The organism is Paenibacillus sp. B01, assembly GCF_009649995.1.
Classification (GTDB): domain Bacteria; phylum Bacillota; class Bacilli; order Paenibacillales; family Paenibacillaceae; genus Paenibacillus_O; species Paenibacillus_O pasadenensis.
The window spans coordinates 2,173,052-2,198,477 of sequence record NZ_CP045802.1 but is presented as its reverse complement, the minus strand read 5'-3'; the positions used below and the strand labels follow the sequence as shown (position 1 = coordinate 2,198,477).

General features: G+C 62.2%; 29 protein-coding genes and 1 other RNA gene. 9 read left to right on the top strand and 21 right to left on the bottom strand.

Annotation, left to right across the window (positions count from 1 at the left end; all coding sequences use genetic code 11):
- Positions 1-3: 3 nt before the first annotated feature.
- From GE073_RS09380 to GE073_RS09355, 6 genes are all read right to left on the bottom strand, one after another.
- On the bottom strand, positions 4-1,743 hold the full coding sequence (locus GE073_RS09380; protein WP_153783329.1) for a cache domain-containing sensor histidine kinase: 1,740 nt from the start codon (positions 1,741-1,743) through the stop codon (positions 4-6).
- Between the two features lie 23 nt (positions 1,744-1,766).
- Positions 1,767-3,377 carry a response regulator gene (locus tag GE073_RS09375; RefSeq protein WP_153783328.1) on the bottom strand — a complete coding sequence of 537 codons (1,611 nt, stop codon included), beginning with the start codon at positions 3,375-3,377 and terminating at the stop codon, positions 1,767-1,769.
- Entirely contained in the window at positions 3,365-4,381 is a 1,017-nt protein-coding gene (locus GE073_RS09370) for an alpha/beta hydrolase (protein ID WP_153783327.1), read from the bottom strand. The genes GE073_RS09375 and GE073_RS09370 overlap by 13 nt, the downstream gene beginning before the upstream one ends.
- A 176-nt stretch (positions 4,382-4,557) precedes the next feature.
- A complete protein-coding gene (locus tag GE073_RS09365) occupies positions 4,558-5,163 on the bottom strand; it encodes a nitroreductase family protein (RefSeq protein ID WP_153783326.1) in 606 nt (201 codons plus the stop codon).
- Between the two features lie 152 nt (positions 5,164-5,315).
- A complete protein-coding gene (locus tag GE073_RS09360) occupies positions 5,316-5,627 on the bottom strand; it encodes a hypothetical protein (protein WP_028599526.1) in 312 nt (103 codons plus the stop codon).
- 7 nt (positions 5,628-5,634) lie between these two features.
- Positions 5,635-5,844: a YwbE family protein gene (locus GE073_RS09355; protein WP_153783325.1), complete on the bottom strand. Its 210-nt coding sequence runs from the start codon at positions 5,842-5,844 to the stop codon at positions 5,635-5,637.
- Between the two features lie 219 nt (positions 5,845-6,063).
- Here GE073_RS09355 and GE073_RS09350 point away from each other — a divergent pair, with 219 nt between their 5' ends.
- Together GE073_RS09350 and GE073_RS09345 are read left to right on the top strand one after the other, a co-directional pair.
- A complete protein-coding gene (locus GE073_RS09350) occupies positions 6,064-7,731 on the top strand; it encodes a DEAD/DEAH box helicase (protein WP_153783324.1) in 1,668 nt (555 codons plus the stop codon).
- Positions 7,732-7,861: 130 nt separating this feature from the next.
- Entirely contained in the window at positions 7,862-7,960 is a 99-nt protein-coding gene (locus GE073_RS09345) for a YjcZ family sporulation protein (protein ID WP_127464540.1), read from the top strand.
- A gap of 107 nt (positions 7,961-8,067) precedes the next feature.
- Here GE073_RS09345 and GE073_RS09340 read toward each other — a convergent pair whose 3' ends face one another.
- The 5 genes from GE073_RS09340 to GE073_RS09320 form a co-directional block, all read right to left on the bottom strand.
- Complete coding sequence (locus tag GE073_RS09340; RefSeq protein ID WP_052333383.1) at positions 8,068-8,406, bottom strand: CD3324 family protein; 339 nt, start codon at positions 8,404-8,406, stop codon at positions 8,068-8,070.
- Positions 8,369-8,509, bottom strand: a complete 141-nt coding sequence (locus GE073_RS09335) for a hypothetical protein (protein ID WP_153783323.1) — start codon at positions 8,507-8,509, stop codon at positions 8,369-8,371. Before GE073_RS09335 ends, GE073_RS09340 begins: the two co-directional genes overlap by 38 nt.
- Before the next feature lie 289 nt (positions 8,510-8,798).
- Complete coding sequence (locus GE073_RS09330; RefSeq protein ID WP_028599523.1) at positions 8,799-9,599, bottom strand: pseudouridine synthase; 801 nt, start codon at positions 9,597-9,599, stop codon at positions 8,799-8,801.
- Positions 9,600-9,698: 99 nt separating this feature from the next.
- Positions 9,699-10,517: a GTP diphosphokinase gene (locus GE073_RS09325; protein WP_028599522.1), complete on the bottom strand. Its 819-nt coding sequence runs from the start codon at positions 10,515-10,517 to the stop codon at positions 9,699-9,701.
- 18 nt (positions 10,518-10,535) lie between these two features.
- Positions 10,536-11,633, bottom strand: a complete 1,098-nt coding sequence (locus GE073_RS09320) for a quinone-dependent dihydroorotate dehydrogenase (RefSeq protein WP_153783322.1) — start codon at positions 11,631-11,633, stop codon at positions 10,536-10,538.
- A gap of 206 nt (positions 11,634-11,839) precedes the next feature.
- On the opposite strand from GE073_RS09320, the gene GE073_RS25415 reads away from it, so the two are divergent.
- Positions 11,840-11,980 (top strand): hypothetical protein, encoded by a 141-nt coding sequence (locus GE073_RS25415; RefSeq protein ID WP_153783321.1) that lies wholly within the window; start codon positions 11,840-11,842, stop codon positions 11,978-11,980.
- Positions 11,981-11,997: 17 nt separating this feature from the next.
- On the opposite strand, the gene GE073_RS09310 is transcribed toward GE073_RS25415, so the two are convergent.
- From GE073_RS09310 to GE073_RS09300, 3 genes are all read right to left on the bottom strand, one after another.
- Entirely contained in the window at positions 11,998-13,470 is a 1,473-nt protein-coding gene (locus tag GE073_RS09310) for a L,D-transpeptidase (protein WP_153783320.1), read from the bottom strand.
- A gap of 133 nt (positions 13,471-13,603) precedes the next feature.
- A complete protein-coding gene (locus GE073_RS09305) occupies positions 13,604-13,840 on the bottom strand; it encodes a ferredoxin (protein ID WP_028599520.1) in 237 nt (78 codons plus the stop codon).
- 86 nt (positions 13,841-13,926) lie between these two features.
- Positions 13,927-15,210 carry a DNA polymerase IV gene (locus GE073_RS09300; protein WP_028599519.1) on the bottom strand — a complete coding sequence of 428 codons (1,284 nt, stop codon included), beginning with the start codon at positions 15,208-15,210 and terminating at the stop codon, positions 13,927-13,929.
- A 194-nt stretch (positions 15,211-15,404) separates the two neighbouring features.
- Between GE073_RS09300 and cimA the strand changes: the two genes are divergently transcribed.
- Positions 15,405-17,024, top strand: a complete 1,620-nt coding sequence (gene cimA / locus GE073_RS09295; protein WP_028599518.1) for a citramalate synthase — start codon at positions 15,405-15,407, stop codon at positions 17,022-17,024.
- A gap of 299 nt (positions 17,025-17,323) precedes the next feature.
- Here cimA and GE073_RS09290 read toward each other — a convergent pair whose 3' ends face one another.
- The gene (locus GE073_RS09290; protein ID WP_028599517.1) at positions 17,324-17,890 is read right to left on the bottom strand and encodes a TlpA family protein disulfide reductase; all 567 of its coding nucleotides are present in this window, start codon (positions 17,888-17,890) and stop codon (positions 17,324-17,326) included.
- A 109-nt stretch (positions 17,891-17,999) separates the two neighbouring features.
- Between GE073_RS09290 and GE073_RS09285 the strand changes: the two genes are divergently transcribed.
- Positions 18,000-18,470: a M67 family metallopeptidase gene (locus tag GE073_RS09285; protein WP_043111526.1), complete on the top strand. Its 471-nt coding sequence runs from the start codon at positions 18,000-18,002 to the stop codon at positions 18,468-18,470.
- On the opposite strand, the gene GE073_RS09280 is transcribed toward GE073_RS09285, so the two are convergent.
- Complete coding sequence (locus GE073_RS09280) at positions 18,444-19,178, bottom strand: exonuclease domain-containing protein (protein WP_028599516.1); 735 nt, start codon at positions 19,176-19,178, stop codon at positions 18,444-18,446. The genes GE073_RS09285 and GE073_RS09280 overlap by 27 nt on opposite strands.
- A 19-nt stretch (positions 19,179-19,197) precedes the next feature.
- The gene (locus GE073_RS09275) at positions 19,198-20,172 is read right to left on the bottom strand and encodes a DUF294 nucleotidyltransferase-like domain-containing protein (RefSeq protein ID WP_228551842.1); all 975 of its coding nucleotides are present in this window, start codon (positions 20,170-20,172) and stop codon (positions 19,198-19,200) included.
- Between GE073_RS09275 and GE073_RS25410 the strand changes: the two genes are divergently transcribed.
- The gene (locus GE073_RS25410) at positions 20,074-20,316 is read left to right on the top strand and encodes a hypothetical protein (RefSeq protein ID WP_228551933.1); all 243 of its coding nucleotides are present in this window, start codon (positions 20,074-20,076) and stop codon (positions 20,314-20,316) included. The two genes, GE073_RS09275 and GE073_RS25410, sit on opposite strands and share 99 nt — an antisense overlap.
- A gap of 9 nt (positions 20,317-20,325) precedes the next feature.
- On the opposite strand, the gene GE073_RS09270 is transcribed toward GE073_RS25410, so the two are convergent.
- A complete protein-coding gene (locus tag GE073_RS09270) occupies positions 20,326-21,660 on the bottom strand; it encodes an ammonium transporter (protein WP_373864127.1) in 1,335 nt (444 codons plus the stop codon).
- A gap of 429 nt (positions 21,661-22,089) precedes the next feature.
- Here GE073_RS09270 and GE073_RS09265 point away from each other — a divergent pair, with 429 nt between their 5' ends.
- Complete coding sequence (locus GE073_RS09265; RefSeq protein ID WP_028599513.1) at positions 22,090-22,527, top strand: MerR family transcriptional regulator; 438 nt, start codon at positions 22,090-22,092, stop codon at positions 22,525-22,527.
- Positions 22,528-22,569: 42 nt separating this feature from the next.
- A complete protein-coding gene (locus GE073_RS09260; protein WP_043111552.1) occupies positions 22,570-23,235 on the top strand; it encodes a zinc metallopeptidase in 666 nt (221 codons plus the stop codon).
- Between the two features lie 155 nt (positions 23,236-23,390).
- Here the strand turns inward: GE073_RS09260 and GE073_RS09255 are convergent, their stop codons facing one another.
- Positions 23,391-24,023, bottom strand: a complete 633-nt coding sequence (locus GE073_RS09255) for a rhomboid family intramembrane serine protease (RefSeq protein ID WP_028599511.1) — start codon at positions 24,021-24,023, stop codon at positions 23,391-23,393.
- Between the two features lie 103 nt (positions 24,024-24,126).
- On the opposite strand from GE073_RS09255, the gene tpx reads away from it, so the two are divergent.
- Complete coding sequence (tpx, locus tag GE073_RS09250; RefSeq protein WP_043111525.1) at positions 24,127-24,639, top strand: thiol peroxidase; 513 nt, start codon at positions 24,127-24,129, stop codon at positions 24,637-24,639.
- Positions 24,640-24,694: 55 nt separating this feature from the next.
- Here the strand turns inward: tpx and GE073_RS09245 are convergent, their stop codons facing one another.
- The gene (locus tag GE073_RS09245) at positions 24,695-25,084 is read right to left on the bottom strand and encodes a DUF1499 domain-containing protein (protein ID WP_028599510.1); all 390 of its coding nucleotides are present in this window, start codon (positions 25,082-25,084) and stop codon (positions 24,695-24,697) included.
- A 115-nt stretch (positions 25,085-25,199) separates the two neighbouring features.
- A non-coding RNA gene (gene ssrS, locus GE073_RS09240) (6S RNA) lies at positions 25,200-25,385 on the bottom strand.
- Positions 25,386-25,426 lie beyond the last annotated feature (41 nt).

Genomic DNA, 25,426 nt, shown 5'->3' with positions numbered 1-25,426 from the left:
CGTTCAGGAAATACCGGGAAGCAGGAACGTAAACGTCGTCCCTTCCCCGGGGCTGCTTGCCACTCCGATGCCGTAACGCTCGCCGAAATGAAGCTTGATGCGGCGCTGCACGTTGAACAGCCCGATCCCCCGCGCTTCGGCCTCCGTCCCGGTTCTCCAGCTCTCCAGCAAGCACCGCACCGTCTCCTCCTCCATCCCCGCTCCGTTGTCGTGAATCTCGATGGCGACATCGGCCTGGATCGAGTAGATGCGGATGGTGATGCAGCCTTCCTCCTCCAATTCCGCGAAGCCGTGAAAGATCGCATTTTCAATGATCGGCTGCAGGATCATTTTCGGAATCCGGTAGTCCAGCAGAGGCTCTTCGATTTCCCGGCGGATCTGGATGGAGTCATAATAGCGTACGTTTTGAATCGTAATGTAATTGTCCACATTGTCGAGCTCTTCGCGGATCGTCACGAGCGGGCTTTCGAGCCGCGAGGCATACCGGAGCATGGAGATCAGCGCTTCGGTCATGTCGACGATCTTGTCGGACTGCTGCATCGCCGCGATCCATTTCAACGAGCCGAGCGTATTGTACAAAAAATGGGGATTGATCTGAGAGTGAAGCGCCCGGATTTCCGTCTTCGCTTTTTCGATCTCATCCTGCTGGATTTTTCCGACGAGCCTTTTCAGCTCATCGGCCATCTTGTTGAACCGCTGGGAGAGCTGCCCGAACTCGTCCCGCGCGTTGATCTGCTGCACCCGTTCGAAATGCCCCTTCTCCACGAGCACGATGTTGTTCATCAGCTTTTTCATCGGCCGGGCAATGACGGAGGAAAGAAAGCTCGACACGATGGCCGCGAACAAAACCATGACGACCGCCAGCAGGAGCAGATTGCGCCCCAGCAGCCTTCCTTCATTCGTCAGCTCGCTCTTCGGCATGTATAAATACGTCATCCAATCTTTTTGGCCCAGCCGATTGGTCACGACGATATTTCTCTTTTCGTCGGGGCGGACGTTCGCCCGGAACAAGGTGCCGATCAGCGACTCGTTCCGGCTGTAGACGATTTTGTCCTCGCTGTCCACGATCATATAGTTGGAACGAAACGTATCTTGCAGATTGCGGTTCACATTTTCCACGAATTTAATGTCGATGCTTACGACGATGACTCCAAGAAGCGCTCCCGAAGACGAATCGTATATTTTTCGGGCATGGGAGACGGCCAGCGGCTTCGTTTCGATCTGCTCGTCGACGCGAGTCGTCAGCGTGATCGTCCGCTCCTTGTCATGCATGAATTTTTTGTACCACAGCTCGGTCTCCACGTTGTACGCCTCATGGACCGGGCTGTTCGGGCTTACGATCAGATCCGGCCCGCCGTTCAAGTTGTACAGGTAGATCGAAAAAACGCGATCCTCCATCATGATGTAGGTCATCAGATTGTTGTAAGCGAGCGTCGTGTTCGGCTCGCCGCCCTCTCGCAAAAAATCCTGCACCGGATCGCTTCCGTCTCCGGTCGCAGACTGGCTGCCGCTGAGCCCGGTGCTGGCCAGCAGCGATATTTTTTCGATCTTTTTCAAGAAGTCGTCGATGCGAATGCTCGTCTGATAGCCCAAGTCCTCCATGATCCGCTTATAATTCCGCTCCAGCAGCCGCTCGGAGGAGCGGTAGGAGCTGATCGTCATGACGGTGATCGGCAAGACGATGACGACCATGCAGATCAGGATGATTTTCGTTTTGATCGAGACAGGCCGGCTTCTCCGCATGCTGCACCTCTATCGGCTCGAATTCAATGGATTTGTTCCCGATATTCCTCCGGCGTGACGCCGACATGCTTTTTGAATATTTTGCTGAAATACGTGTAGTTCGGGTAGCCTACCATCTCGGCGACGGCGTATACCTTCAGCTTTCCGCTCCGCAAATAGATTTTCGCCTTCTCCAAGCGCACCTCGGTCAGGTAGGAGACGAAATTGACCCCTTTTTCCTGCTTGAAGATCCGGCTCAAATAAGAGGGGCTGACATTGATTTGGCTGGCTACGCTTTGAAGGGAGATCGCTTCCGCGAAATAGGTATGGATCAGGTCGACAGCCATCCCCGTATACGTGCTTTCCTCGACAACACGGCCCTCCTGGTCGAAGCAGCAGGACACATAGTCCAGCAGTCCGTGATGGACGTCTTCCCAGCTGTCCCCTTTTAGAACGTTTTCATAAGGCGACAGCCCGTTGAAGGAGCTCAACGGTCTTTTGCCGGCCAGCGACAAATAGGCATTCATCTTCTCCAGCAGCAGGATGTAGAACAGCCGGATGCTGCTCTCGTCGAGCCGCTGCTGTTCCAGCTTCGAGCGGAGGCCGGCAAAAAACCGACCGGCCTGCTCCTTGTCCGCGGAGCTCAGCATGGCGAAGAACAGCTGCTCTTCCTCCGAGCTGATTTTGGGGTTCGCTGCTTTGCGCGGCGGCTCCTCCGCCTTATCGTCATAAAAGAAGGTCGCCGGTCCAGAGGCGAAAAAGCGAGCGCCGAGCGCTTGTTCCGCCTGCTTGTACGCCGATTTGACGGAGCTGAAGCCGCTCGCCGGCGCGCTCGCCCCGACCGACACGCTCAGGTTGGTGAAATCCTTCAGAGAAGCGATTATTTTCGCGCACAGCTTTTCGATGTCCGGACGTGCCGACGAGCTTCCCTCCAGCTTGTTGACGACGATCAAATATTCCGAGGAGCTCAGGACGACGATTTCTTTTTCCCATTTGGACGGGATGATTTCCTCTAGAATGTTCAGGATTGAAAATCGAAGCAGCTTTTCGTCTTTCTCGACGTACTTCCTTTTTATCGCTTCGAAATGATTCACTTTCAACGTCAGCGCGATCAGATCCGCCGGCTTGACGCGAATGTGCAGGTCCTCCGCCCGCGCATCGGCTTCGCTTTCGGTCATGAAGCCGCTGATGAGATCCTTGAAAAACTCGGCCTTCTTATGGCTGATGCTGCTGGAGTCGTCGTACGGATGGTCGGCGCTCGCCGGTTGTCCGGATTCAAGCTGAAGCTGCTCGCGGATGGAGGCGAGCAGCTCCATGAGCGCGGCAGAAGTAAGCTCGCTTTTGATCAAATAATCGGCCACATGCAGCTTGAGCGCTTCCTTGACGTATTGAAGCTCATCGAGATTGCTGAGCACGATAAACTGGCATTTCTTTCGCTGCTTCGATACTTCCCGGATGAATTGAAGACCGTCCATGACCGGCATTTTAATGTCGGTGATGATCAGATCCGGCGAAGCCGCCAAGGCGACCTCCAGCCCCTCCTTGCCGTTGGCGGCTTCGCCGACGATGCGGAAGCCGTGCTCTTCCCACTGAATCATGTTCCGGATGCCGATCCGCATCAGCAGCTCGTCATCCACGATCATCAGGTTGTACATAACAAGTCACCTCTGACGGGCTCCATGGCCGTAATCGACAAAAGCGGATCCGGAGCGAGCCACCGCTCCAGAAACGCCCGCACCGCCGCGTCGTACTGCTCCGGCGCTTTTTGCCGCGCCGCGCCATGCTCCGCGCCCGGCACGACGAGCAGCTCCTTGGGCTGCGGGCAGGCCTCGTGCAGCTTGACGCCCATCCAGGTCGGCACGAACGTGTCCGCGCCGCCGTGGATGAACAGCATCGGCACGCCGGCGCGGCGCACCTGCTCCAGCGCGGACGCCTCGCCGAACGAGTAGCCGGCCAGCAGCTTGGTCAGCGCGCTCGTCAGCGGCAGGAACGGGAACGGCGGCAGCTTGTACATGCGCTTCAGCTGGAACGTCAGCTCGTCCTTGACCGACGTGTACGGGCAGTCGGCGACGATTGCCTTCACCTGCGGCGGCAGCGCCTCGCCCGCCGTCATGCAGACGGTCGCTCCGCCCATCGAGATGCCGTGCAGCACGATCTCCGCGTCGCTGCCGGTACGGGCGAGCGCCCAGTCGATCCATCCCAGGTAATCCTTGCGCTCCGGCCAGCCGAAACCGATGTAGCCGCCGCCGCTGCGGCCATGTCCGCGCGCGTCCGGCAGCAGCACGTTCCAGCCGAGCTGCTCGGCGTAAAAGCGGGCGAAGCCCGCCATCTGCTTGGCCTCGCCGGAATAGCCATGCGCGAGAATCGCCGTCCGCGCGCTTCCGCCCGGCGCCGGCAGCCAGTAAGCGCGCAGCTTCAGGCCGTCCGGCGAGAGCAGCTCGGCCTCCTCCGGCGCGCGCCCGCGCAGCCATGCCTGATGGTCGGCGGCGCTGCCTTCCCCGGCCTTCGGCTCCGGCAGCTGCGGCAGATCGGGGTCGCCCTCCAGATACGTCTTCGGCGAACGATGGATCGCCATGCGGTAGAAATAAATGCTGGCCGCGATCAGCAGCGCGGCGAGCGCGCCGGCAGCGGCGGCAATCCAGATGAAACCTTGCGTCATGTCCGGTTCAGTCCTCTTTCCTGAGTTTCTGGCTTGTCGTCGTTCTCGATGATCGCGCCGGACACGCTTCCGGCTGCTATGTCCGTATTATACCAATCGGACGGCGCGGATGATACGAGATGCGCAAAAAGGCCAGCCGCGCTCATGAGCGCGGCTGGCCGGGGTCGATCAAAGGCTTATTTGAATACTTTGACGCGCTCCTCGATCGGCGAGAACTGCTTTTCGCCGGCTGGAGCGACCGGCTTGCCGAACGGCATCTGAGCGATCAGCTTCCAGCTCTCCGGCACGTTGAACTCCTTTTGCACCTGCTCGTCGATGAGCGGATTGTAGTGCTGCAGCGTCGCGCCGAGGCCCTCCGCCTCCAGCGCCGTCCAGATGACGAGCTGCAGCATGCCGTTGGAATGAGCGCTCCATTTCGGGAAGTTGTCCTGATAAGCGACGAACTGCTCCTGCAGGCTGCGCACGACATGCTCGTCCTCGAAGAACAGCACCGTGCCGTAGCCGGCCTTGAACCCGGCCATCTTCTCCTCGGTGGAGCTGAAGCCCTCGCCGCCGCCCGTCACGACGCGCAGCGTCTCGAGCGTGAAGTCCCAGAGCTTGTCCGACTGCTCGTCGAACAGGACGACGACGCGTGCGCTTTGCGAGTTGAACGCCGACGGCGTATGCTTGACGGCTTCCTCGATGATCGACTGCACCTTGTCGACCGGCACGACTTTCTCTTTGCTGATAGCGTACAGGGAACGGCGGTTTTTGATGGCGTCCAGGAATGCTTGCGAAGACATCGGAATCCCTCCATTGAGTTGAATTATCCACGAATTAAGTTACCTACTTTTCTATTGTAACTTAAAAGGGAAATCAAGGCAATCGTCAAGTTTCGCTCGCCCGCAAGTCCGATTCCGAGACCGGTCCGGACGAGGTCGGCGACTGCACAAGTTTACCCCGAGCGGCCGATTTTGAACCGGCTCAGCTGCTCCGTCAAGCCCATTTCCGTCAAGATCCGCTCCTGATGGACGCCGAACAGGTCCAGATGCGGGTATTCGCTGCGGCGGTGGATGTAGCGCGGCTCGAAGCCATGGCTCCGGCACCACCGCTCCAGCTTGCCGAGGTCGCTGCAGCCGACCTTGGTGACGCTGGTCATGCCCGGGAAGCGCTCGTCCATCCAGAAATGCGTCAGCAGCGCGATGTCGCCGCGGGCGACCGCCTGCTTCCAGGCGAGCAGCTCTCCTCTGCCGATGCCGAAGGCCATCCGCCCGCTACAGCTCCCCGGTGTAGGCTACGATGGCCTTGACGCGGCCGACCTGTCCGTCCTGCAGCCGGACCTTGATGCCGTGCGGATGCGTCGGCGAGCTCGTGAGGATGTCCTTGACGATGCCGCGCGTCAGCTTGCCGGATCGCTGATCCTGCTTGAGCACGATGTCGACGGTCAGTCCCGCGCGGATGTCGATTCGTTTTTGAATGGCCATATGCCTTCTCTCCCTTGTCCTTGCCTATTCGGTTCCCCGCCTTCCGGCCGGGTCTCATGCGACAAAGAGTATCACAGACGTCCTCCGCTTGGCAAAATCCGTCCGTTCGGCTCTTTTGCCATGTGCATCCCGCCGCGGCGGCGTGTTATACTGAAGGAATAAGCAGACGCCGGTTCTTCTGCCGCGCTGCACTTATCCAGAAATGAGGAATCTCAACTTATGTCATCCCCTTTTAACGCCCTCGGCATCCGGGAGGAGCTTGTCGGCCTTCTTCACCAGGAGGGCATCCTGGATCCGACTCCGGTCCAGGAGACGGCCATTCCCGTGCTTCTCAAGGGTAAGGACGCCATCGTGCAGGCGCAGACGGGCACCGGCAAGACGCTGGCGTTCGCGCTTCCGATCCTGGAGGGCATCCATTCCAATAAAAGCTATACCCAAGCGCTCATCCTGACGCCGACACGCGAGCTGGCGATCCAGATCAGCGGCGAGCTGGCCAAGCTCGCGCCCGCGCTCGGCGTATCCGTGCTTGCCGCCTATGGCGGCCAGGACGTCGAGTCGCAGATCCGCAAGCTGAAAAATCCGCCTCATGTCGTCATCGCGACGCCCGGCCGCCTGCTCGACCATCTGCGCCGCGAGACCGTGACGCTGAGCTCGATCCGCATGCTCGTGCTGGACGAGGCCGATCAGATGCTGCATATGGGCTTCCTGCAAGAGGTTCAGGCGATCATCGACCAATGCTCGCTCAAGCGCCAGACGATGCTGTTCTCGGCCACGATGCCGGGTCCGGTCAAGCAGCTCGCCGCCCGCTACATGGACGACCCGGAAGACATCCGCATCCGCAGCGCGGCCGTCACGCTCGACGCGATCGAGCAGCGGGTCGTCGACACGACGGACCGGAACAAGCAGCCGCTGCTGCTGGCGCTGCTCGACGCGGAGAACCCTTACCTGGCCGTCGTCTTCTGCCGCACCAAGCTGCGCGCCAAGAAGCTGACCGAAGCGCTGCAGGAAGCCGGCGTCCCGGCGGACGAGCTGCACGGCGATCTGACGCAGGCCAAGCGCGAGACGGTCATGAAGCGGTTCCGCAACGCCAAGCTGCAGGTGCTCGTCGCGACCGACGTCGCCGCGCGCGGCCTCGACGTCGAGGGCGTCACGCATGTGTTCAACTATGACGCTCCGTCCGACGGCGATACGTATATCCACCGCATCGGCCGCACCGGCCGCGCCGGCGAGTCCGGCATCGCGATCACGTTCGCGACGCCGCGCGACCGCACGAGCCTCGAGACGATCGAGCAGAAGATCCGCGCCAAGCTGAAGCATGTGCCCGGCTCCAAATACGGCGTCGGCCAAGGCGCGGCTGCAGCACAGGACGAGCCTGCGGAAGCCCGCCCGCGGCGGACGGGCGAGGCCTCGTCCCGCGGCGGCGCGCGTTCCGGCGGCTCCCGTCCTGCCGGCGCTGGCCGCAAAGGCGGCGCGGCCGGATTCGGCCGCGGCAGCTCCTCCCGCCCGGGCGGCTCCGACCGCCGCGACGAAGCTCGCGGCCCGGCGCGCAGCGCCTCCGCACGCGGCGGCGCTGCCGGCGCTAGGCCGGAAGCTCGCGTCGCGAGCTGGAGCGACGAGCCGCGCGGCGGCGCACGCAGCGGCGGCAGCGCCCGCGGCGCCACCGCTGCCGCAGGACGTGGATCCTCCGCCCGCTCGGCTGGCGGCGCGCGCAGCGGCAAGCCCGCTCCAGGCGGCTCGCGCTCCGCTGGCTTCTCCCGCGCCTCCAAGCCCGCTTCCGGCGGCGGACGCTCCGCCTCGCCTCGTCCGGGCGCCAAGCCGGGCGGACGCAGCGGCAAGCCGTCTCCGGGAAGCCGCTCCGGCGGCGGTCAGGGACGGCGCGGACGGTAACGGCCCTTCCTCTGTGCCAAGCCTATTTTCCGGATATCCGGGCACTTGCCCCGGACCAATCAGGCGGGCGGGCATAGACTGGAGTACAAAGCAGCTCGAAGGCTGCCGCTTGGCCAGAGGAGGGAATCACATGTCCGTCGCAGGCTTTGGTGGAGGCTACACCAGCACAGCCACGATCCTCGTGCTGTTCATTCTGCTCGTTATCGTTTCCCAAGTTTTCCTGCTGTAGGCTCGCATAGACGCAAAGAACCCGCCTTTCTCCGGGAAAGGCGGGTTCTTTGCGGTTAAGCTTGAGTTCGGTGCGCTGCTCCGCGAGCCGCCGTGCCGGCGGGCGCATCAGGAGTGGACGCCGCTGCCTTCGTGGCGGATGGCAGGCGCTCCGGCGGCTGTCTCCAGGCGGACGCCTGCAGCGCGCATTTTGACGACAATCTTGCGCAGGCTTTCGATGGAGAGGTGGAACTTCTGCTCCAGATCAGCCAGCGACAATCCCTTCAGGTAGCAGCGATAGATGTCTTCGTTGCGGCGCTGGATGAGCTTGCGCGATCCGCTCAGCTCGCCCCATGCGGCGCGGCGCTCCTGCTGCTTCGGGATGTAGATCAATTCCCCGTTGATGTATTTCTGCAGCTCTTTCAGCAGGCTAGGGGGAAGCACGTCTTTTCCATTTTTGTAGTTCAAGGTTTCCTACCTCCTCGATTGCATGACCCTTTACGACCAGACGGCGGCTTTCGGCAACAATGCCTTTTGCATTTGCAGCAACACGAACGATTTGATTGTTCATTTTGTGCTTCCTCCTTTCGAGATTTGCCCCTGCGATGGGGGGTGGCGATATCGCCATTCCAATTGTATTCGTTTGCGAACGACAGATTTCCTGCTGGACAGAAAAAAAAACGAAGGGAGGCCATCGGCCTCCCTTCTGGCACGGGTCTCCGCCGTTAGGCGGAGACCACCTCGTATGCCTGATCCATTTCTATCAGCCTCCTTCCAGTAGAGGATGTGTCGGCCCGACATCTATATTAAGCCATACCTTGCCAGGCTTCGGCAAGAAACAACTTGGCTATAGCTGTTTTTTACCGCAGGTTCTCCCGATACGCCTTCAGCGCGTCCGGCTGCAGCGAGGCGAGCTCCGCCTCGGTCAGCTCCCGGTACGTCCCGATCGGCAGCCGATCGTCGAGGACGAGCGGTCCCATCGAGACCCGCTTGAGATGGACGACCCGGCCCCCCGCGGCCTGGAACATGCGCTTCACCTGATGGAACTTGCCCTCGCGGATCGTCAGCCGGACGGACGACAGCGCGCCGCCGTCCGTCTCCTCTCCGGGATCGTCCGCGCCCGCTTCCTTGCAGCCGAGCGTCTCCAGCTCGGCCGGCATCGTCACATAGCCGTCGTCCAGCTCGATCCCGCTGCGAAACAGCTCCGCCTCGCGCTCTCCGACCGGCTCGGCCGAACGGACGAGCGCCTCGTACGTCTTGGGCACATGCTTGCGCGGGGCGAGCAGCTCATGAGCGAGCTGGCCGTCGTTCGTAAGCAGCAGCAGCCCGACCGTATCCTTGTCCAGACGGCCGACCGGGAACGGCTCCAGCACCCGATCCTCCGGCGCGAGCAGGTCGATCACCGTGCGCTCGCGCCCGTCCTCCGTCGCCGAGATGACGCCTGGCGGCTTGTGCAGCATCAGATAGATCTTGTCGCGGAACAGGACCGCCTGCCCGTCCAGCTCCACCTTCTCCTGCTCCGGATCGAGGACCCTGCCGCTGTCCTTCTCGGTCCGTCCGTCGACGGCGACCCGGCCGGCCTTGACGATCCGCTTGATCTCGGCCCGCGATCCATGCCCCATGCTCGACAGCAGCTTGTCCAGCCTGATTCTTCGGCTCATGGCGCCCCCTCCTTCTTCTCGTTTCCCGCCAAAAGAAAGCGGAGCCTCGTGCGGCTCCGCCAGCGATCTTTTTCTTGCAGGCCGCGCGATCGGCGCGGCTTATTCGAGCTCGTCGGCCTGCGGCGGGCTTTTGCGCGCCTTGTGCAGCGACGACTGGATCTCGCCCGACAGCTGCTTGAGGCCGAACGTGTCGCCCTGCTCCCACAGCTCGTTGAACTTGAGCTGGAACTGGACCGCCTCCCGCACCTTGCGGTAGAAATACAGGTCCTGGATGTCGCTCAGCACCTTGTTGACGATATTCGAGCCTTCCTCGAAGCCGATCTGCGCATCAAGAATCTCGCTGCGGATGCTCGACATCTCGTTGTCGAGGTTGAACGCCGCCTCCGCCGCCTTGCGCAGGCGCAGCTTCACGTCATCGGGCAGGCTCTCCTTGAACTTGTAATTTAGAGAGTGCTCGATCGTCGCCCAGAAATTCATCGCCAGCGTGCGGATCTGGATCTCCGCCAGCACCTTCTTGAATCCGAGCGCCGTCTGCACGGGATATTCCACGATCATATGATAGCTGCGATAGCCGCTGTCCTTGTAGTTCGTCACGTAGTCCTTCTCGTAGACGAGCTTGAGATCCTGCCTCGAGCGGACGATCGCGGCGACCCGCGTGATGTCGTCGACGAACTGGCACATGATGCGGATGCCGGCGATGTCCTCGATGCCGGTCTCCAGCTGCTCCATCGGCACGTTCAGCCTGCGCGCCTTGTCGAGGATGCTGGAGATCTTCTTCACCCTGCCGGTGACGAATTCGATGGGAGCGTAGGACTCCCGGGCCTTCAATTCCGAACGGAGCGTTTTGAATTTGACCTTCATTTCCTCGACTGCCTGTTCATAAGGCTGCAAAAAAAGATTCCAATCCCGGCCGTCCATCCGTCCGCCTCCTGTCTGTCATTGATGATCGGCGCCGATAGCCTCCTTGATCGAGCGATAGCCGTCCCGGCGCAGCAGCGCGCCGAGTCCAGCCGCGATGTCCTTGACGATGCCAGGACCGCGATAGATCATGGAGGTGTAGATCTCCACGAGCGACGCTCCGGCCTTGATCTTGGCGTACGCATCCTCCGCCGTGAAGATGCCCCCCGAGCCGACGATCGGCAGCCTGCCGCCGGTCATCCGGTAGAGCTCGGAGACGACCTCCGTCGAGCGCTCCCGCAGCGGCTTGCCGCTGAGGCCGCCGGCCTCGCTCCGGCTCGCATGGCCGAGCCCGTCGCGGCTCAGCGTCGTATTGGTGGCGATGATGCCACTGACGCCGCTCGCCGCGATCGTCTCCGCCGTCAGCGCGAGCTGGTCGCCGGTCATGTCCGGGGCGATCTTGACGAGCACCGGCTTCGGCCGCGAGCCGGATCGGGACGCCTGGGAGGCGATCTCCGACGTGACCGCCGCGAGCAGCGTGCGCAGCTCGTCGCCGTGCTGCAGCGCGCGCAGATCCGGCGTATTGGGCGAGCTGATGTTGACGACGAACAGGTCGGCATGCTCATGCAGCTTGCGGATGCAGGTTATGTAGTCTTCGTGGGCGAGCTCGTTCGGCGTCGTCTTGTTCTTGCCGATATTGACCCAGACGGGCACCGTCCGCCGCCCCAGCGCCGCGAGCCGTCCGGCCATCGCGTCCGCCCCGTCATTGTTGAAGCCCATCCGGTTGATCAGCGCCTCGTCGGAGGGGAGCCGGAACAGCCTCGGCAGCTCGTTGCCCGGCTGGGCGAGCGGCGTCACCGTGCCTACCTCCATGAAGCCGAATCCGATGCTGGAGAATCCGGCGACGGACTTCGCGTTCTTGTCCAGTCCGGCGGCGAGGCCGACCGGATGGCGGAAGTCCAGGCCGAACAGCTCCATGCGCAGCTCGGGCTGCTCAGGCACGCCGTACAAGCTCTCCAGCATCGCGGCCATGCCCGGCACGCGTGATGCTTGATGCAGCCCGTCGATGACCAGATGATGGGCTTTTTCCGGGTCCATGCGGAAGAACACCGGCTTCAGAAAAGATTGATACAGCAACCCCTTCACTCCCGTTCCTACAGAAAATGCTCTGCCCTTCAGTTTATCGCGTTCCGCCTCAAAAGGAAAGAGCGGCTGCGAAAGCGAGCGCTTGCAGCCGGCAACTTACGCTTTCCCGAACAGGGGCTATTGCCCGTCCGGCGCGCAAGCGATTACAATAGGAAGACAGACGGCGGTGCCGGCTGATCGGAAAGGGGATGAACACGATGAGCGCTGCAAAACGGAAGCCTCCGGCGATGAAGCAGGTTCAAAAGGAGCAGCCGAACCGCAAGGCGATCGCGGTCTTTTCGGCTGTATTCGGCGTCGTCGCGGTCGCGATGATCGTGCTGCTGATCGTATATTCCTAAGCGCTCGGACGACGGGCTTACAGCCAGTCGTACCGCTTGCCCGGATTCTCCTCGAGAGCCGCGGGTTCGACCCGGTAGCGGCTCTTTTTCGGCTGTCCGGATTCCGGCTGCAGCCGCTCCAAGCCGCCCTCCTGAATCGTGACCGGAGTGCCGATCGGCACCAGGTCGTACAGCTCCTCCACATCGTCCCGCCCGAGCCGCACGCAGCCGAGGGACTCGTCCTTGCCGATCGAGTCCGGCTCGTCGGTGCCGTGGATCGCATAGCGCGTGTCGGACAGCGTCATGCCGCGGCTGCCGAAGCTGCCGGTCGAGCTTCCATTCGGATTGCGGACCTTCTCGCTGATCTCGAAGCGGCCGAGCGGCGTCCGCTCGCCCCCGAGCCCGGCCGCATAGACGCGCACCGCGACAGGGCCGCTGAAGACGGCGAGCCGGCGGGCCTTCGTATCGACGACGATGCGGAAGCTTTCTGCCATCGCCGCAGCCAGACGCCCGCGGCCGGCCGAAGCTCCGCCCGTCGCCTGTCCGGCCGCCGCCCCGCCAGGCGCCCCTCCGGCCGCTCCGGCGGCGGGCGCGGCCGGCTGCTTCGCTTCCTTCAGCCAGCCGTCGAACCGCTCCTCCATGCCGTCTGCGCGGCCGGCGAGGATATTGTCCGGGTAAGGACGCAGCAGGTCCTCCAGGCGGGCCGGCCATTTGCCGTATCGCCGCTCGAAGCTCCGGATGCCGCTCACGACGGACCAGCGCTGCTCCTGCAGCGCCTTCTCGGAGCGGACGGCTTCGTCGGCTTCCGCCGACAGTCCGCTCTCGCAGCCGCATTCTTCCCGGCCGGCCGGCTCCCGCACGAGGTAGTCCCCGCCAGACGCGCGGCTGGCCAGCGCCGCTCCCGCCGCTTCCGATCGCCAGCGATAATGCGAGCCCGCCTCCGGCAGCGTCGCCGCGACCGCCCGATCCTCTCCACCGGCTCGCGACAAGGCGTCGACGGCGGCAGCCGCGCCCTCCGGAAAGCTCCGTGCGTCGACCCATACGATGCCGATGCCGCTCCCGTCCCCGTCGCGCTGCGCCGGCTTGGAGACGGCAGCCGGCTGTCCGCCGGGCTTGTCCACCGTCGCCGGCAGCGCCGTTCCCGGCGCCCAGGACGCCGCCGGAAGCAGCGCCAGGCCGGCCGCGATCAGGATGGCAGCGCGCAGCGCCGTTCTGGCGACGCCCCCGCGCCGCGGCTCGTTCCAGCGGTCCAGCCAATCCTCGGCGGCCAGATTTTCGAACGGATGAGGCTCGTTCTCATACGCCTCGTAGATCGGACCCGATCGCAGATAGCAGTAATTGGCCTTTCCTTCCTTGCCCAGCGAGGCGTAGGTCTTGCCCAGCAAAAACCAAGCCATCCGGTTCGATGGATTGGAGGCCAGGTAGCGCTTGAGCTCCTCCAGCCGCTGCCGCGCGGCGGCTTCCCCTTCCTGCGGCCCGCCTCCGCTTCCGCCTTGTTCCTTGTCGTCCACCCGCATCCGCTCCTTCCGTGCGCCCTTCAAGAGGTACTATCGGCAATTCGACGCGCCGTCTCCATGAGGCCGCGGTCCCGAACCGCGAAAAAGCCTGCCCGGGTATCCGGGCAGGCGGCATGAGAGCGATGATTTACAGGTTGAACGGTTCGTCGGCGATCTTGATGGAGTCGGTCGGACAGCCGTCGCACGCGTCCTGCAGATCGTCGAACAGATCGTCCGGAATGATCTTCGTTCCCGTGTTGCCGTCGCCTTCGTAGATCGTCTCGGCGAGACCCTCGTCATCGTAATCGTAAATATCAGGGGCCGTCGCGCCGCATGCTCCGCATGCGATGCAGGTGTCTTTATCGACCCATGTATATTTGCCCATGGTGTTCCCTCCTCCAATAAATGAAGCCTGTGGCCCTTATAATCGGATAAGAGTATTCTTACCCGTTATCAGCCTGTCTGTACACATCAATTTATAACAAAATCCTCATCGATTTGCAAGGAGGTGCCGCGCAGCTTGCGGTTGCGGATGAGCGCCGACGGATCCTCTCCGAGCATGCCCGCCGTCAGCACGGCGCTCTCTCCGAACTTGTCGCGCAGCGCGTCCATCGCCTTGGTCAGCGCCTCCCGCCGAGGCTCCTGCTCGTATTCGAACAGATCGAGCTGCACCGCCGCGCTGTCCTTGGGCTGCAGGCTCTGGAGCGTAATGCCGAGCAGCCGCACCGGCTCCGGCCGCGGCCAATGCTCGTCGAACAGGCGGCAGGCTTCGCGATGGATGCTCGCCGCGTCCTCGAGCGGCTTGTCCAGCGTGCGGGAGCGCGTATAGGTCGTCATGTCCGGCAGCCGCACCGTAATCTGCACGCAGCCGGCGACGAAGCCCTTGCGGCGCATGCGGCGCGCTGTCTGGTCGGCGAGATTGAGCAGCACGCGGTGGATCTCCGGCCGGGCGGAGACGTTGGCGGGCAGCGTCGTCGTATGGCCGACCGACTTGCTCGCTTCCTTCGTCTCGCGCACAGGCGAGCGGTCGATGCCGTTCGCGGCCTCCTTCATATGCGGCCCGTACACGCCGAACTGCGACAGCAGCAGCGTCTCGTCCGCCGCCGCGAGCTGGCCGATCGTGCGGATGTTCAGCTTGCGCAGCTTGTCGGCCGTCTTGCGCCCGATGCCGAACAGCTGGTCGCACGGCTTGTCCCAGAGCAGCCGCGGCACGTCGCGGATGCGCAGCACCGTCAGGCCCGACGGCTTCTTCATGTCCGACGCCATCTTGGCGAGCAGCTTGTTCGGGCCGATGCCGACCGAGCACGGCAGCGACCACTCGAGCCGGATGCGGCGCTGGATCGTCTCCGCGATCTCGAGCGGGGACCCGAACAGCGACGAGCCGGTGATGTCCAGGTAGCATTCGTCGATCGACACCGTCTCCATGATCGGCGTATAGGAGGCGGCGATCTGCCGGAAGCCTTGGGAATAGCGCCGGTACAGGTCGAAGTCCGGCCGGATCAGCATCAGCTCGGGACAGAGCTGCAGTCCCTGGCGGACGGTCATGCCGGTGCGCACGCCTTTGGCGCGGGCCGGATACGAGCAGGTGACGATGATGCCTTTGCGCAGCTCCACGCTGCCCGCTACCGCCGTCGGCTTGCCGGCGTATTTTTCCGGCTCCTCGGCCTCGTGGACCGAGCAGTAGAAGGCGTTCATGTCCAGATGCAGGACGACCCGTCCCTTCCGCGCCTCCCGGCCCTCTTCCCGCTTCTCCATGAGAGCGCCTCCTTTTCCGCAGTCCTCGTCCTTGTACTAGAAGCATACCCCCGCCCTTCCCGAGGGTCAACCGCGAGGAAAAATTGCACTTTCTCTTCTATCCTGCGCAGCCGCGGTGTTATAATAAAGTAATCTTTCACCCAATACTTCTGCGCATGAATGCGGCAACACATCAAAGGGGGATTCGTTCGTCTATGAGCCAAGCCATCTCCATCTTCGACACGACCTTACGGGACGGCACCCAAGGCGAGGGCATCAGCCTCTCCGCCGACGACAAGCTCAAGATCGCCCTCAAGCTGGATGAGCTTGGGGTCCATTATATCGAAGGCGGCAACCCGGGCAGCAACAGCAAGGACATCGAGTTTTTCCAGCGCGTGCAGAAGCTAGGCCTGAACGCCAAGATCACCGCCTTCGGCAGCACGAGGCGCAAGCACAGCGTCGCCGAGCAGGACGCGAGCCTGCTGCGGATCGCGGAGTCCGGCGTGCAGGCGGCCACGCTCGTCGGCAAGTCCTGGGACTTCCACGTGCACACGGCGCTCGGCACGACGCTGGAGGAGAACCTGTCCATGATCTTCGACTCCATCGCCTTCCTCAAGCAGCGCGGCCTCGAGGCGATCTTTGACGCGGAGCATTTTTTCGACGGCTTCAAGCACAATCCCGACTATGCCCTCGCCGTCCTGCGGCGCGCGCGCGAGGCCGGCGCCGACTGGCTCGTCATGTGCGACACCAACGGCGGCACGATGCCCGGCGAGATCTCCGATATCGTGAGCCGCGTCCGCTCCGAGATCGACGCCCCGCTCGGCATCCATACGCATAACGACTGCGAGCTGGCCGTCGCCAACACGCTCGCGGCCGTCGCCGCCGGCGCGACCCAGGTGCAGGGCACGATCAACGGCTACGGCGAGCGCTGCGGCAACGCCAACCTGTGCTCGATCCTGCCGAGCCTCGAGCTCAAGCTCGGCTATTCGGCCATCGGCCGCGAGCGGCTGCGGCTGCTGACGCCTACGGCCCGCTACATCAGCGAGATCGCCAACGTCAGCATGCCGGTCGGCCAGCCGTATGTCGGCAACGCCGCCTTTGCCCACAAGGGCGGCATCCACGTCTCGGCCATCCTCAAGGATTCCAAGACGTACGAGCATATCGAGCCGGATCTCGTCGGCAACAAGCAGCGGATCCTCGTCTCCGAGCTAGCCGGCCAGAGCAACGTCATCTCCAAGGCGCAGGAGATGGGCCTCGACGTGACGAGCAACAACGACAATACGCGCGCGATCATGGAGCGGATCAAGGACCTCGAGCATCAGGGCTACCAGTTCGAGGCGGCCGACGCCAGCCTCGAGCTGCTGCTGCGCGACGCCTTCGGCGGCCTGGACGAGGTGTTCGCCGTCGAGTCGTTCAAGATCCTCCTCGAAAAGACCTCGCACGGCATGGTCACCGAAGCGATCGTCAAGCTGCGGGTCGGCCAGGAGTCCGTCTATACCGCCGCCGAGGGCAACGGCCCCGTCAACGCGCTCGACAACGCCTTGCGCAAGGCGCTGCTGCCGTTCTATCCGCGCATCAACGACATCCATCTCGCCGACTACAAGGTACGCGTGCTCGACGAGAAGGACGCGACGGCGGCCAAGGTGCGCGTGCTCATCGAGTCCAGCGACCTGTCCAGCAGCTGGAATACGGTCGGCGTATCCGGCAACGTCATCGAGGCGAGCTGGGAGGCTCTGCTCGACAGCATCCGCTATGCCTTGCTCGGCATGGCGCGCCTGGAGAGCGGCTCCGGCGACGATGCCCTGCGCATGCGGACCGGCGTCGTCAATCATTGATTCGATATGCCAAAAGGCAGCTCCCGACAAGGGGAGCTGCCTTTTTTGTGTCCGCGCCTGCGAGCCCCGAGGGGCCGTTCGATCGCACCGCCGCGCCGCCGAGCGGGAGCGTCTCGCCACGGTCCGATCCAGCGCCCGTTCCGACTGTCCGCCCGGCTGCCCGTCCGGCTGTCCCATTCGGCTGTCCGATTCGACTGTCCGTCCCGGCTGTCCAATCCGGCTGTCCAATCCGGCTGTCCAATCCGGCTGTCCGATTCGGCAGTCCGATTCACCCGTCCGTCCCGGCTGCCCGTCCGGCTTCAGGCGCCGGGCTGCCGCGGCTGCGCGAGCAGATCGTCCAGCTTCTGCTCCCACTGCTTTTTCGTGATGACGCCGGTAATGCGCTCCCTCACCTTGCCGTCCGTTCCGATCAGCAGCGAGGTCGGGAAGTTGCTGACCTTGTACGCCTTCGTAGCCACACCGTCCCGGTCCATCGGAATCGGGAACGTCAGCTTCTTCTCGTCGACGAAGGCGCGCGCGTCGCGCTCGCGGTCGTAGTCCGTCGAGTTGACGCCGTAAAAATCGATCCGGTCGCCGTACTTCTCGAACAGCTCCTGCAAATCCGGCGCTTCGGCGTCGCACGGGCCGCACCAGGAGGCCCAGAAATTGACCAGCACCGGCTTCTCGCGAGCGCCGCCGACCGCATAGGTCTTATCGTCCAGCCCGGGGAGAGAGAACGCGGGCGCATCGTAGCCTTCCTTGGGCTTGGCGTCTTGGCCGCCCGAGAACAATCCTGCGCCGAGCGGCATGTCCGCCCGGTCCATCCAGATCCAGCCTCCGGCCAGCACCGCGGCCAGCAGAATCAGCACGGTCATTCCCTTTTTCATGCTCTACCTTCCTTCGCTACTGCCGTCTTCCTGTCATCGACATGGTATCATGAATGAGGAGGCCGACTCAAGGCCGTCCCTTCCATGATCCCCCAAAGGAGCGCCCGCTATGAAAAATGCCGATTACCTGCTCTCGGCCTCGGCGTTCGGCCAGCTCGTCGCCCGCTGCCGTCAGGCAGCGCCGCAGGAGGCATGCGGCCTAGCCGCAGCTTCGGCCGACGACCCTTGCGGCATCGTCACCTGCATCTTGCCGCTCCGCAACTGCCATCCCGATCCGCTGCGCCACTACCGGCTCGATCCCGCCGAATGGATCGAAGCGCATTACCGCCTCGTCCGCTCCGGCCTCCGCCTGATCGCCGTTTATCACTCCCATCCTCGAGGACCTGCCGCCCCGTCGGAAGAAGACCGCCGCGCGGCGCTTTGGACCGGCTCCCCGCGCGCCGAAGAGCCCTTCGGACTCGCCGAAGGGCCTGGCATGTGGATCGTATCGCTGGAAAACGCCGCCGAACCGGAAATCGCCGCTTATGCCTCCGGACCGGAAGGCCTCCGGCGCTCAGTGCTGGCTCAAATAAGCGTATAGGTCGCCGAGCGTATGGATGTTGCGCGAGCGGATCCTCCCGAGGTACGTCCGCCATAGCCGCGACTGCATAAAGCAATCCTCCAGCGCGTGGTGGCGGCGCGTGATCGGGATGCGCTCCTCCGCCAGCAGCTCGTCGAGGCCGTATGATTCCCGTCCAGGCTGCAGCCATTTGGCGACCATCATCGTGTCGAGCACGCGATGGGTCAGATTGCATTTGTACGTCCTCCACAAGGCGGCGTTCAGGAACTGCTTGTCATGCCCGCTCCCATGCGCGATGAGCAGGCGCTTCCCGCAGAAGTCCATGAAATCATGCAGCACGTCGGCCAGCTCCGGCGCGTCCTCGCCCATTGCGCTCGTAATGCCGGTCAGCTCCGTGATATGGAGGGGAACTTTGCGCTTCGGGTTGACGAGGCTGTAGAACGTCTTGCCCTCGACCGGCTCCCCTCCCTTGAGCAGCACCGCGCCGAAGCTGATGATCTCGTCTCCGTTGTACGGATAGAAGCCCGTCGTCTCCAAGTCGAATACGACGGTCTCCAGATCGTCGAATGGCGTATCGAGCAGAGACTGCTTGCGCAGGTCGCGGTTGACCGAGCGCATAAAGGCCATCTGCTGCGCGTTCTGCGCTCCCAGCATGGACGCGAGGGCCGGCGTGACGCCTCCCATCTTGTACAGCTGCCACATTCGACTGACGCCTTTGCTTTCCTTCATGTTGACTCCTTTCCATCCGTCAGAGCCTGTTCATCGTATGCCGGTACACCCGCCGCTGCAGCTTCTTGCCGACCTTGAGGCCGCTTTTCAGCTCCTCCGCCATCTCCTTCGTCAGCTTGCGCGAGCTCAGCTTGCCGTTGGTCGTGAACCGGCCGTTCTCGATGCGCTCGGTCGTCATCATCCGCAGCCGCAGGAACAGGCGGAACGTCTGAATCCACTCCGCCGCCTCAGAGCGCTGCACGAGCCCCTGCTCCTCGAGCGCGCGGATTCTCTCCAGCGTGCCCGTCTCGCGCAGGTTGGCCTCGATCGCCAGCAGGCGGATGGCATTGACCATCGGGATGTAGGCGCCGTATTTGATGTCGAGGCTGCCCGCGTCTTCGCCGTACGGCTCCCGCAGGAGCTGGCCGAACACATTGAGCAGCACCTTGTGCTTCATCGTATTTTCCAGCATTCGCTTCACGATGACGGGCTGTTGGATGACGTCTCGATAAAAGTAGGCCATGAGCTCCTCGTGGAGCTCCGGAGCGCCGAACACGCAGCGGCTGTCCGCCACGATCAGCAAATAGCGCACCGGCTCCCACGCCGGCTCGTCGAACCAGCGCCCGAGCCGCTCCTGCCAGCTCGAAAGCGGGCGGCACCACTCCGAATTGCTGCTCAGCACATTGCCCTCGCAGAGCGGATAGCCCGCCCCGAGCAGCAGCTGGACGACCTGGTCCGACAGGGCGGCAAAATAGCGGCGGCTTTCTTCTCGGCCTTCGCCATCCGGCGAATCGCCATAAACGATGCCGCTGTCCTGATCGCTGAGCAATGTCTGTTCCCTGCGCCCGCCGCTCCCGAACAACAAATAGGCAAAAGGCGCGGGGGGAGTTCCCATCCCGAGCCGCGCCAATTCGCTTTGAGCGAGCTGAATGGCGCGACGAATCATAGCGTCGTGCGCGTCATTCAGCTCGGCATAGAATTGCTCTGTCTGTTGCTGAGGCAGCCGGGCGACCATCCGGTCGTGGACAAGCTCGCGAAGGCGATGCAGGCTGGCGGAATCTTCCGCGCGGGCGATTCCGTGAAGCAGCTGATGCCAACCCGGGTCTGTCATGCGGCGTCTCTCCCCTCTGGCCTGATCCAAGCTCTGGATGAAGTGTAGCAGATTTCGCTACGCTTGGATATTCTGGCCGGAAGGTTTTTTGAGCTGCTCCGGATAGCCGTAGTTGCCGTGCTCGCTCAGGTCGAGGCCGGCGATCTCCTGCTCCTCCGTGACGCGCAGGCCCATGATGGCCTTCATGATGCCGAGCAGGATGAAGCTCGCGGCGAGGACGAACACGCCGCAGATGACGACGCTCTCGAACTGGACCCACAGCTGATGCCAGCTGCCGGTATCGATCAAGCCGCCTTGGCCGACGCCGACTTTGGTGGCGAGCTCTTCCGTGGCGAAGATGCCGTTGGCGAGCGTGCCCCAGATGCCGGCCGCGCCGTGCACGGAGAGGGCGAAGATCGGATCGTCGATTTTCATTTTTTCGAAGAAGCGGACGCTGTAGAAAACGAGAATGCCGGCGACCAAGCCGATGACGACTGCCGCCCATGGATCGACGAACGCGCAGGAGGCTGTGATGGCGACGAGGCCGGCGAGCGCGCCGTTCAGCGTCGTGCCGATGTCCGCCTTGCCCAGCACCGCCCAGGAGATGAGCAGCGCCGCGACTGCGCCGCCGGCTGCGCCCAGCTGGGTGTTGAAGGCGACGAAGCCGAAGAAGCCGTCGCCGATCGCGACCGTGGAGCCGGCGTTGAAGCCGAACCAGCCTACCCACAGGATGAGGACCGACAGCGCCGTGAACACTTGGTTGTGGCCGAGGATCTCATTGGCGGAGCCGTCCTTGTTGAACTTGCCGATGCGCGGCTTGAGCAGGATCGTGCCGGCCAGAGCGGCCAGGGCGCCGGTCAAGTGGACGACGGTAGAGCCTGCGAAGTCTTGCGCGCCGTCTTGGGCAAGGAAGCCGCCGCCCCAGATCCAGTGCGCGACGACCGGATAGATGAGAGCCGTGAACAGAATCGTGAAGATCAAGTATACGGACAGCTTGGCGCGTTCCGCGAAGCCGCCCCATGCGATCGACAGCGATACCGCCGCGAAAGCGAGCTGGAACAGGAAGAAGACCGTAGTAGGAAGGCCGTTGTCGACCGACGTCTTGGCCGGATCGAAGAAGAAGTCTCCCCATCCGAAGAAGTCGTTGCCGGAGCCTCCGAAGGCGATGCCGTAGCCGAGCGCCCAGTAGACCAGCGAGCAAAGGCCGACCGTGAAGATCGTCTTGCCGGCGACGTGCCCGGCGTTCTTCATGCGGGTCGAGCCCGTCTCCAGCAGGATGAATCCTCCTTGCATGAGCAGGACCAGAATCGCCGCCAGCATGACCCACAGGGCATTTAGACCCATGTTGAGCGTCGCTCCCGAAGGATCCTCTGCGAACGCCATCGCCGGGAAAAGCACCAGCAATGCGCTCATGGAAATCAGCATCTTTTTGACCACTACGACCACTCCCTAATGTAATGTTCTCTAACGTGTGATGAAAGACTTAATGCCATTATAGTCAGAAGTACCTGCTTTGACAATAACCTATTTTTCAGAAACGAAAAGAATATCAAACGTTCCCCTTTCATATCGTAACGAATGTTAAGTTTTCCCCCCACATTCAGCGAGAACGGACGATCCTCCCAGGCTATCCTTCGGTTTTGCCGCGAAAGCAGGATGAAAAACCGATCCGTCAGAAGTCATGCGATGCATCCAGCCTTCATGTAAGCTTTCTCGACAATCCCGCTTTTCTCCCTCGCTGGACCGGCAACAGGAAACGGCTGGGTTTGACGGCATGAAGGCTTACCGATTATCATAGTTTTCATAGAGAAGCAAGGGTTTGATAAGGATGGTGGAGGAGAAATGGCTGAACAACTGCTCAAGATCGGTGAATTGTCCAAGCAGGCTGAGGTCAGCTCCAGAACGATCGACTACTACACGAAGCTAGGCTTGATCCAGCCCGAAGCCCGCAGCGAGGGCAATTATCGGCTCTATAGTCGTGAAACCTTGGAACGCCTCCAGCGTATAGAACAGTTGAAGAAAGAAAAATATACGTTGGACGAAATCAAGCAAGCCCTGGACAGCTGGACCAAGGTCTCATCCGTGTCCCAGGTCACGCAGCGGCTCAGCGATCTCGAGCTGCATCTGACGCAGCTCGAGCGCGAGGTCAAGGAGCTTGAGCCCGTCATTCAGAATCTCAAGCCGAAGCAGGCCAACCAAGCCGTCAAGCGCCTCATCCCGCAGACCGCGGCATGCATCGAGGCGCTGATGCTGATTCTGAACAAGGGCAATTTCATGTAGCCAACGAAGAAAGATGGAGGGATTGCCTTGTTTTTTCATCCGATGGACTTCCTGATCCTGATCGCCTTCGCTCTGTCGATCTGGGCGCAGTTCAGAGTCAAGGGCACGTTCAACCGCTGGTCCGAGGTGCAGGCGATGAGCGGCCTGACGGGCTACGAGGCCGCGCGCCGCTTGCTTGACGCGAACGGACTGTACGACGTGCCGATCGAGCCGGTTCCGGGCCGCCTGAGCGACCACTACGATCCGATCCACCGCGTCGTCCGCTTGTCGGAGCCGGTCTACTACGAGAGCTCCATATCGGCGATCTCGGTCGCCTGCCACGAGGTCGGCCACGCGATCCAGCATAAGGTGAGCTACCCGATGCTGACGCTGCGCCACCGGATCTTCCCGGTCGTCAACTTCGCCTCCGGCATCGCGCCGTTCCTGCTGCTCGGCGGCTTCCTGTTCCAGGCGACCGGCCTGATCGGCATCGGCATCATCTTCTTCTCGGTCGCCGTGGCCTTCCAGCTCATCACGCTGCCGGTCGAGTTCAACGCCAGCAGCCGCGCCCGCGAGCTGATGGTATCCGAGGGCTTCATCTCCAACGAGGAAGAGCGCGGCGTATCCAAAGTGCTCAACGCCGCCGCCTTGACCTACGTCGCGGCCGCCCTCATCTCTCTGCTGGAGCTGGTCAAGTACATCATGATCTTCTTCAGCAACCGCGAATAACACGCAAACGAAAAGCCCCTTCCGTCTCCAGACGGAAGGGGCTTTTCGTTTGGCGGAGCAGGACTCGCTGTTATGCGAGGCCAGCTCCTGCAACGCCCCACGCGGCTGATCAGCGCCGCATGGGGGGCATGGCTAGGGTTGCCGCAACCCCCGCCTCAACGCTGGCGGGCCCGGCGGTAGCGCTCCTTGTTGTCCATCGCGGCGTAGATCAGATAGCCGCCGATGAGGCCGCCCAGATGGGCATACCAGTTGATGTTGGAATAGAACAGCAGCGACACGACGCCCAGGATCAGAATCATGTAGACCGTCTTGACCGAGCTCTCGTCCATCATGCCCTTGCGGTGCAGCGCCATGAACAGATAGGCGCCGTAAACGCCGTAAATGGCGCCTGACGCGCCGAGAGACGACTGGACTCCGGTAATCGCGACCGCGGACAGCACGTTCCCGGCGATGCCGCTCAGCACGTACAGCAGCGTGTAGCGCCAGGCGCCGATAAGCCGCTCCAGCGGCGGAGCGAAAACGAGCAAGGCGAACAGGTTGAAGAACAGATGCTGCAGGCTGCCGTGCACGAAAATCGAGGTGATGTACCTCCACGGCTCCTGGAGGCCGAAGGCATTGTCGGCATAGCCGGGCTGATCCTGCCACTGGATGAACATCAGATCGTAGGTGAGGCGGTCGTTCGTCAGCAGCTGGCCGGCGAACAGGATCAAGTTCAGCGCGATCAGGATCGACGTGACGGGATACGACTTCAGGTATCCCCGAAAGCTTTCGTAGCGCAGGAAAATCATGAGGCTCTCCCCTTCTTTCCCGATTGGACAACCGGGTTGGCGAATGTTTATAATGAGAAGGCATTTCCTATTCCATTGTTGCAAATGAAGGAGGACATATCAGATGGCTCAAGAACGTCAAGCAAGCTTCAAGGGCAACCCGATCACGCTGGTCGGCCCGCAGCTTCAGGCAGGCGACAAAGCCCCTGCATTCACCCTCAACAAATCGCTCGTGGACACGGCCACGCTCGGCGATTATGCAGGCAAGATCAAGCTGATCAGCGTCGTGCCGAGCATCGACACCGGCGTATGCGACGCCCAGACCCGCCGCTTCAACGAGGAAGCCGCGAAGCTCGGCGACAACGTGGCCGTGCTGACGGTGAGCGCGGACTTGCCTTTCGCCCAGGCGCGCTGGTGCGGAGCGGCGGGCATCGACAAAGTCGTCCTTCTTTCCGACTACAAGGGCAATGAGTTCGGCCAAGCCTACGGCGTCTACATCAAGGAATTCGGCCTCGACATGCGTTCGATCTTCGTTCTCGACGCCGACGACACGATCCGTTATGTCGAGGTGCTCGGCGAGATGACCGAGCATCCGAATTACGAAGCCGCTGTCGAAGCGGTGCGCGCGCTGCTGTAGCGCCAGGAACAGAAAAGCGAGCAGGGACGATGTCCTTCGCTCGCTTTTTGCTTGTTCAGGAGGTCGTCTTGACGGCCGCCAGCTTTTTGTCCAGGGTGCGGTAAATATCGAGGATGACCCGGTAATTGGCGCCGAGATCCCCGAGGGAGCCCCGCGAGGCGGAGTAGATATCGACCGCGGATGTGACGGGTCCCGTACCGATGACCGAGACGGTGATGTCCATCGTCCGGCCCGTGACGGTCCGCTTCTCCAGTACGATCTCGCCGACCGACGGCACGTCATGCAGCACCTTGTAGCCCTGCATCTTCTTGAGCGTGCTTAGAACCTCGTCAAAAGCCTTGTCCTTGGAGAGCTTGTAGTAATGGGACTTGAGCAGCGGATCCTTCGCCTTGTCCCCCGACTGCTCGAAGCTGCGCAGCAAACCGAAAAGCGTCCGTTTCAGCAAGGATGATTCCCCCTCCGACCTCTATGTATAAGGGTGTGGCTCGTATGTCGGCATCAGGCATGCCGTTTCAAAAAAAAGGCTCTGACAGCTGTCAGAGTCGTCTTGAACTCTAGAATTAAGTCCCGCGATGCCGTCCGGCTTGCTTGTTTCTGAACCCGCTCTCGCAGGTGGGTGTCCGCAGATCTGCCTTTGAGATCCTCCATGAAATGAAGGCGTGTCAGCCGCACATCGATGTTGAACTCCCGGGAAACAGCCATTGGTTCAAAACAATTTAAAGCCGTAACGAGCATCGCAGGATGTATAGCTATTATAAGCCTTGCGGCCGCAAAAGTAAAATTCGCC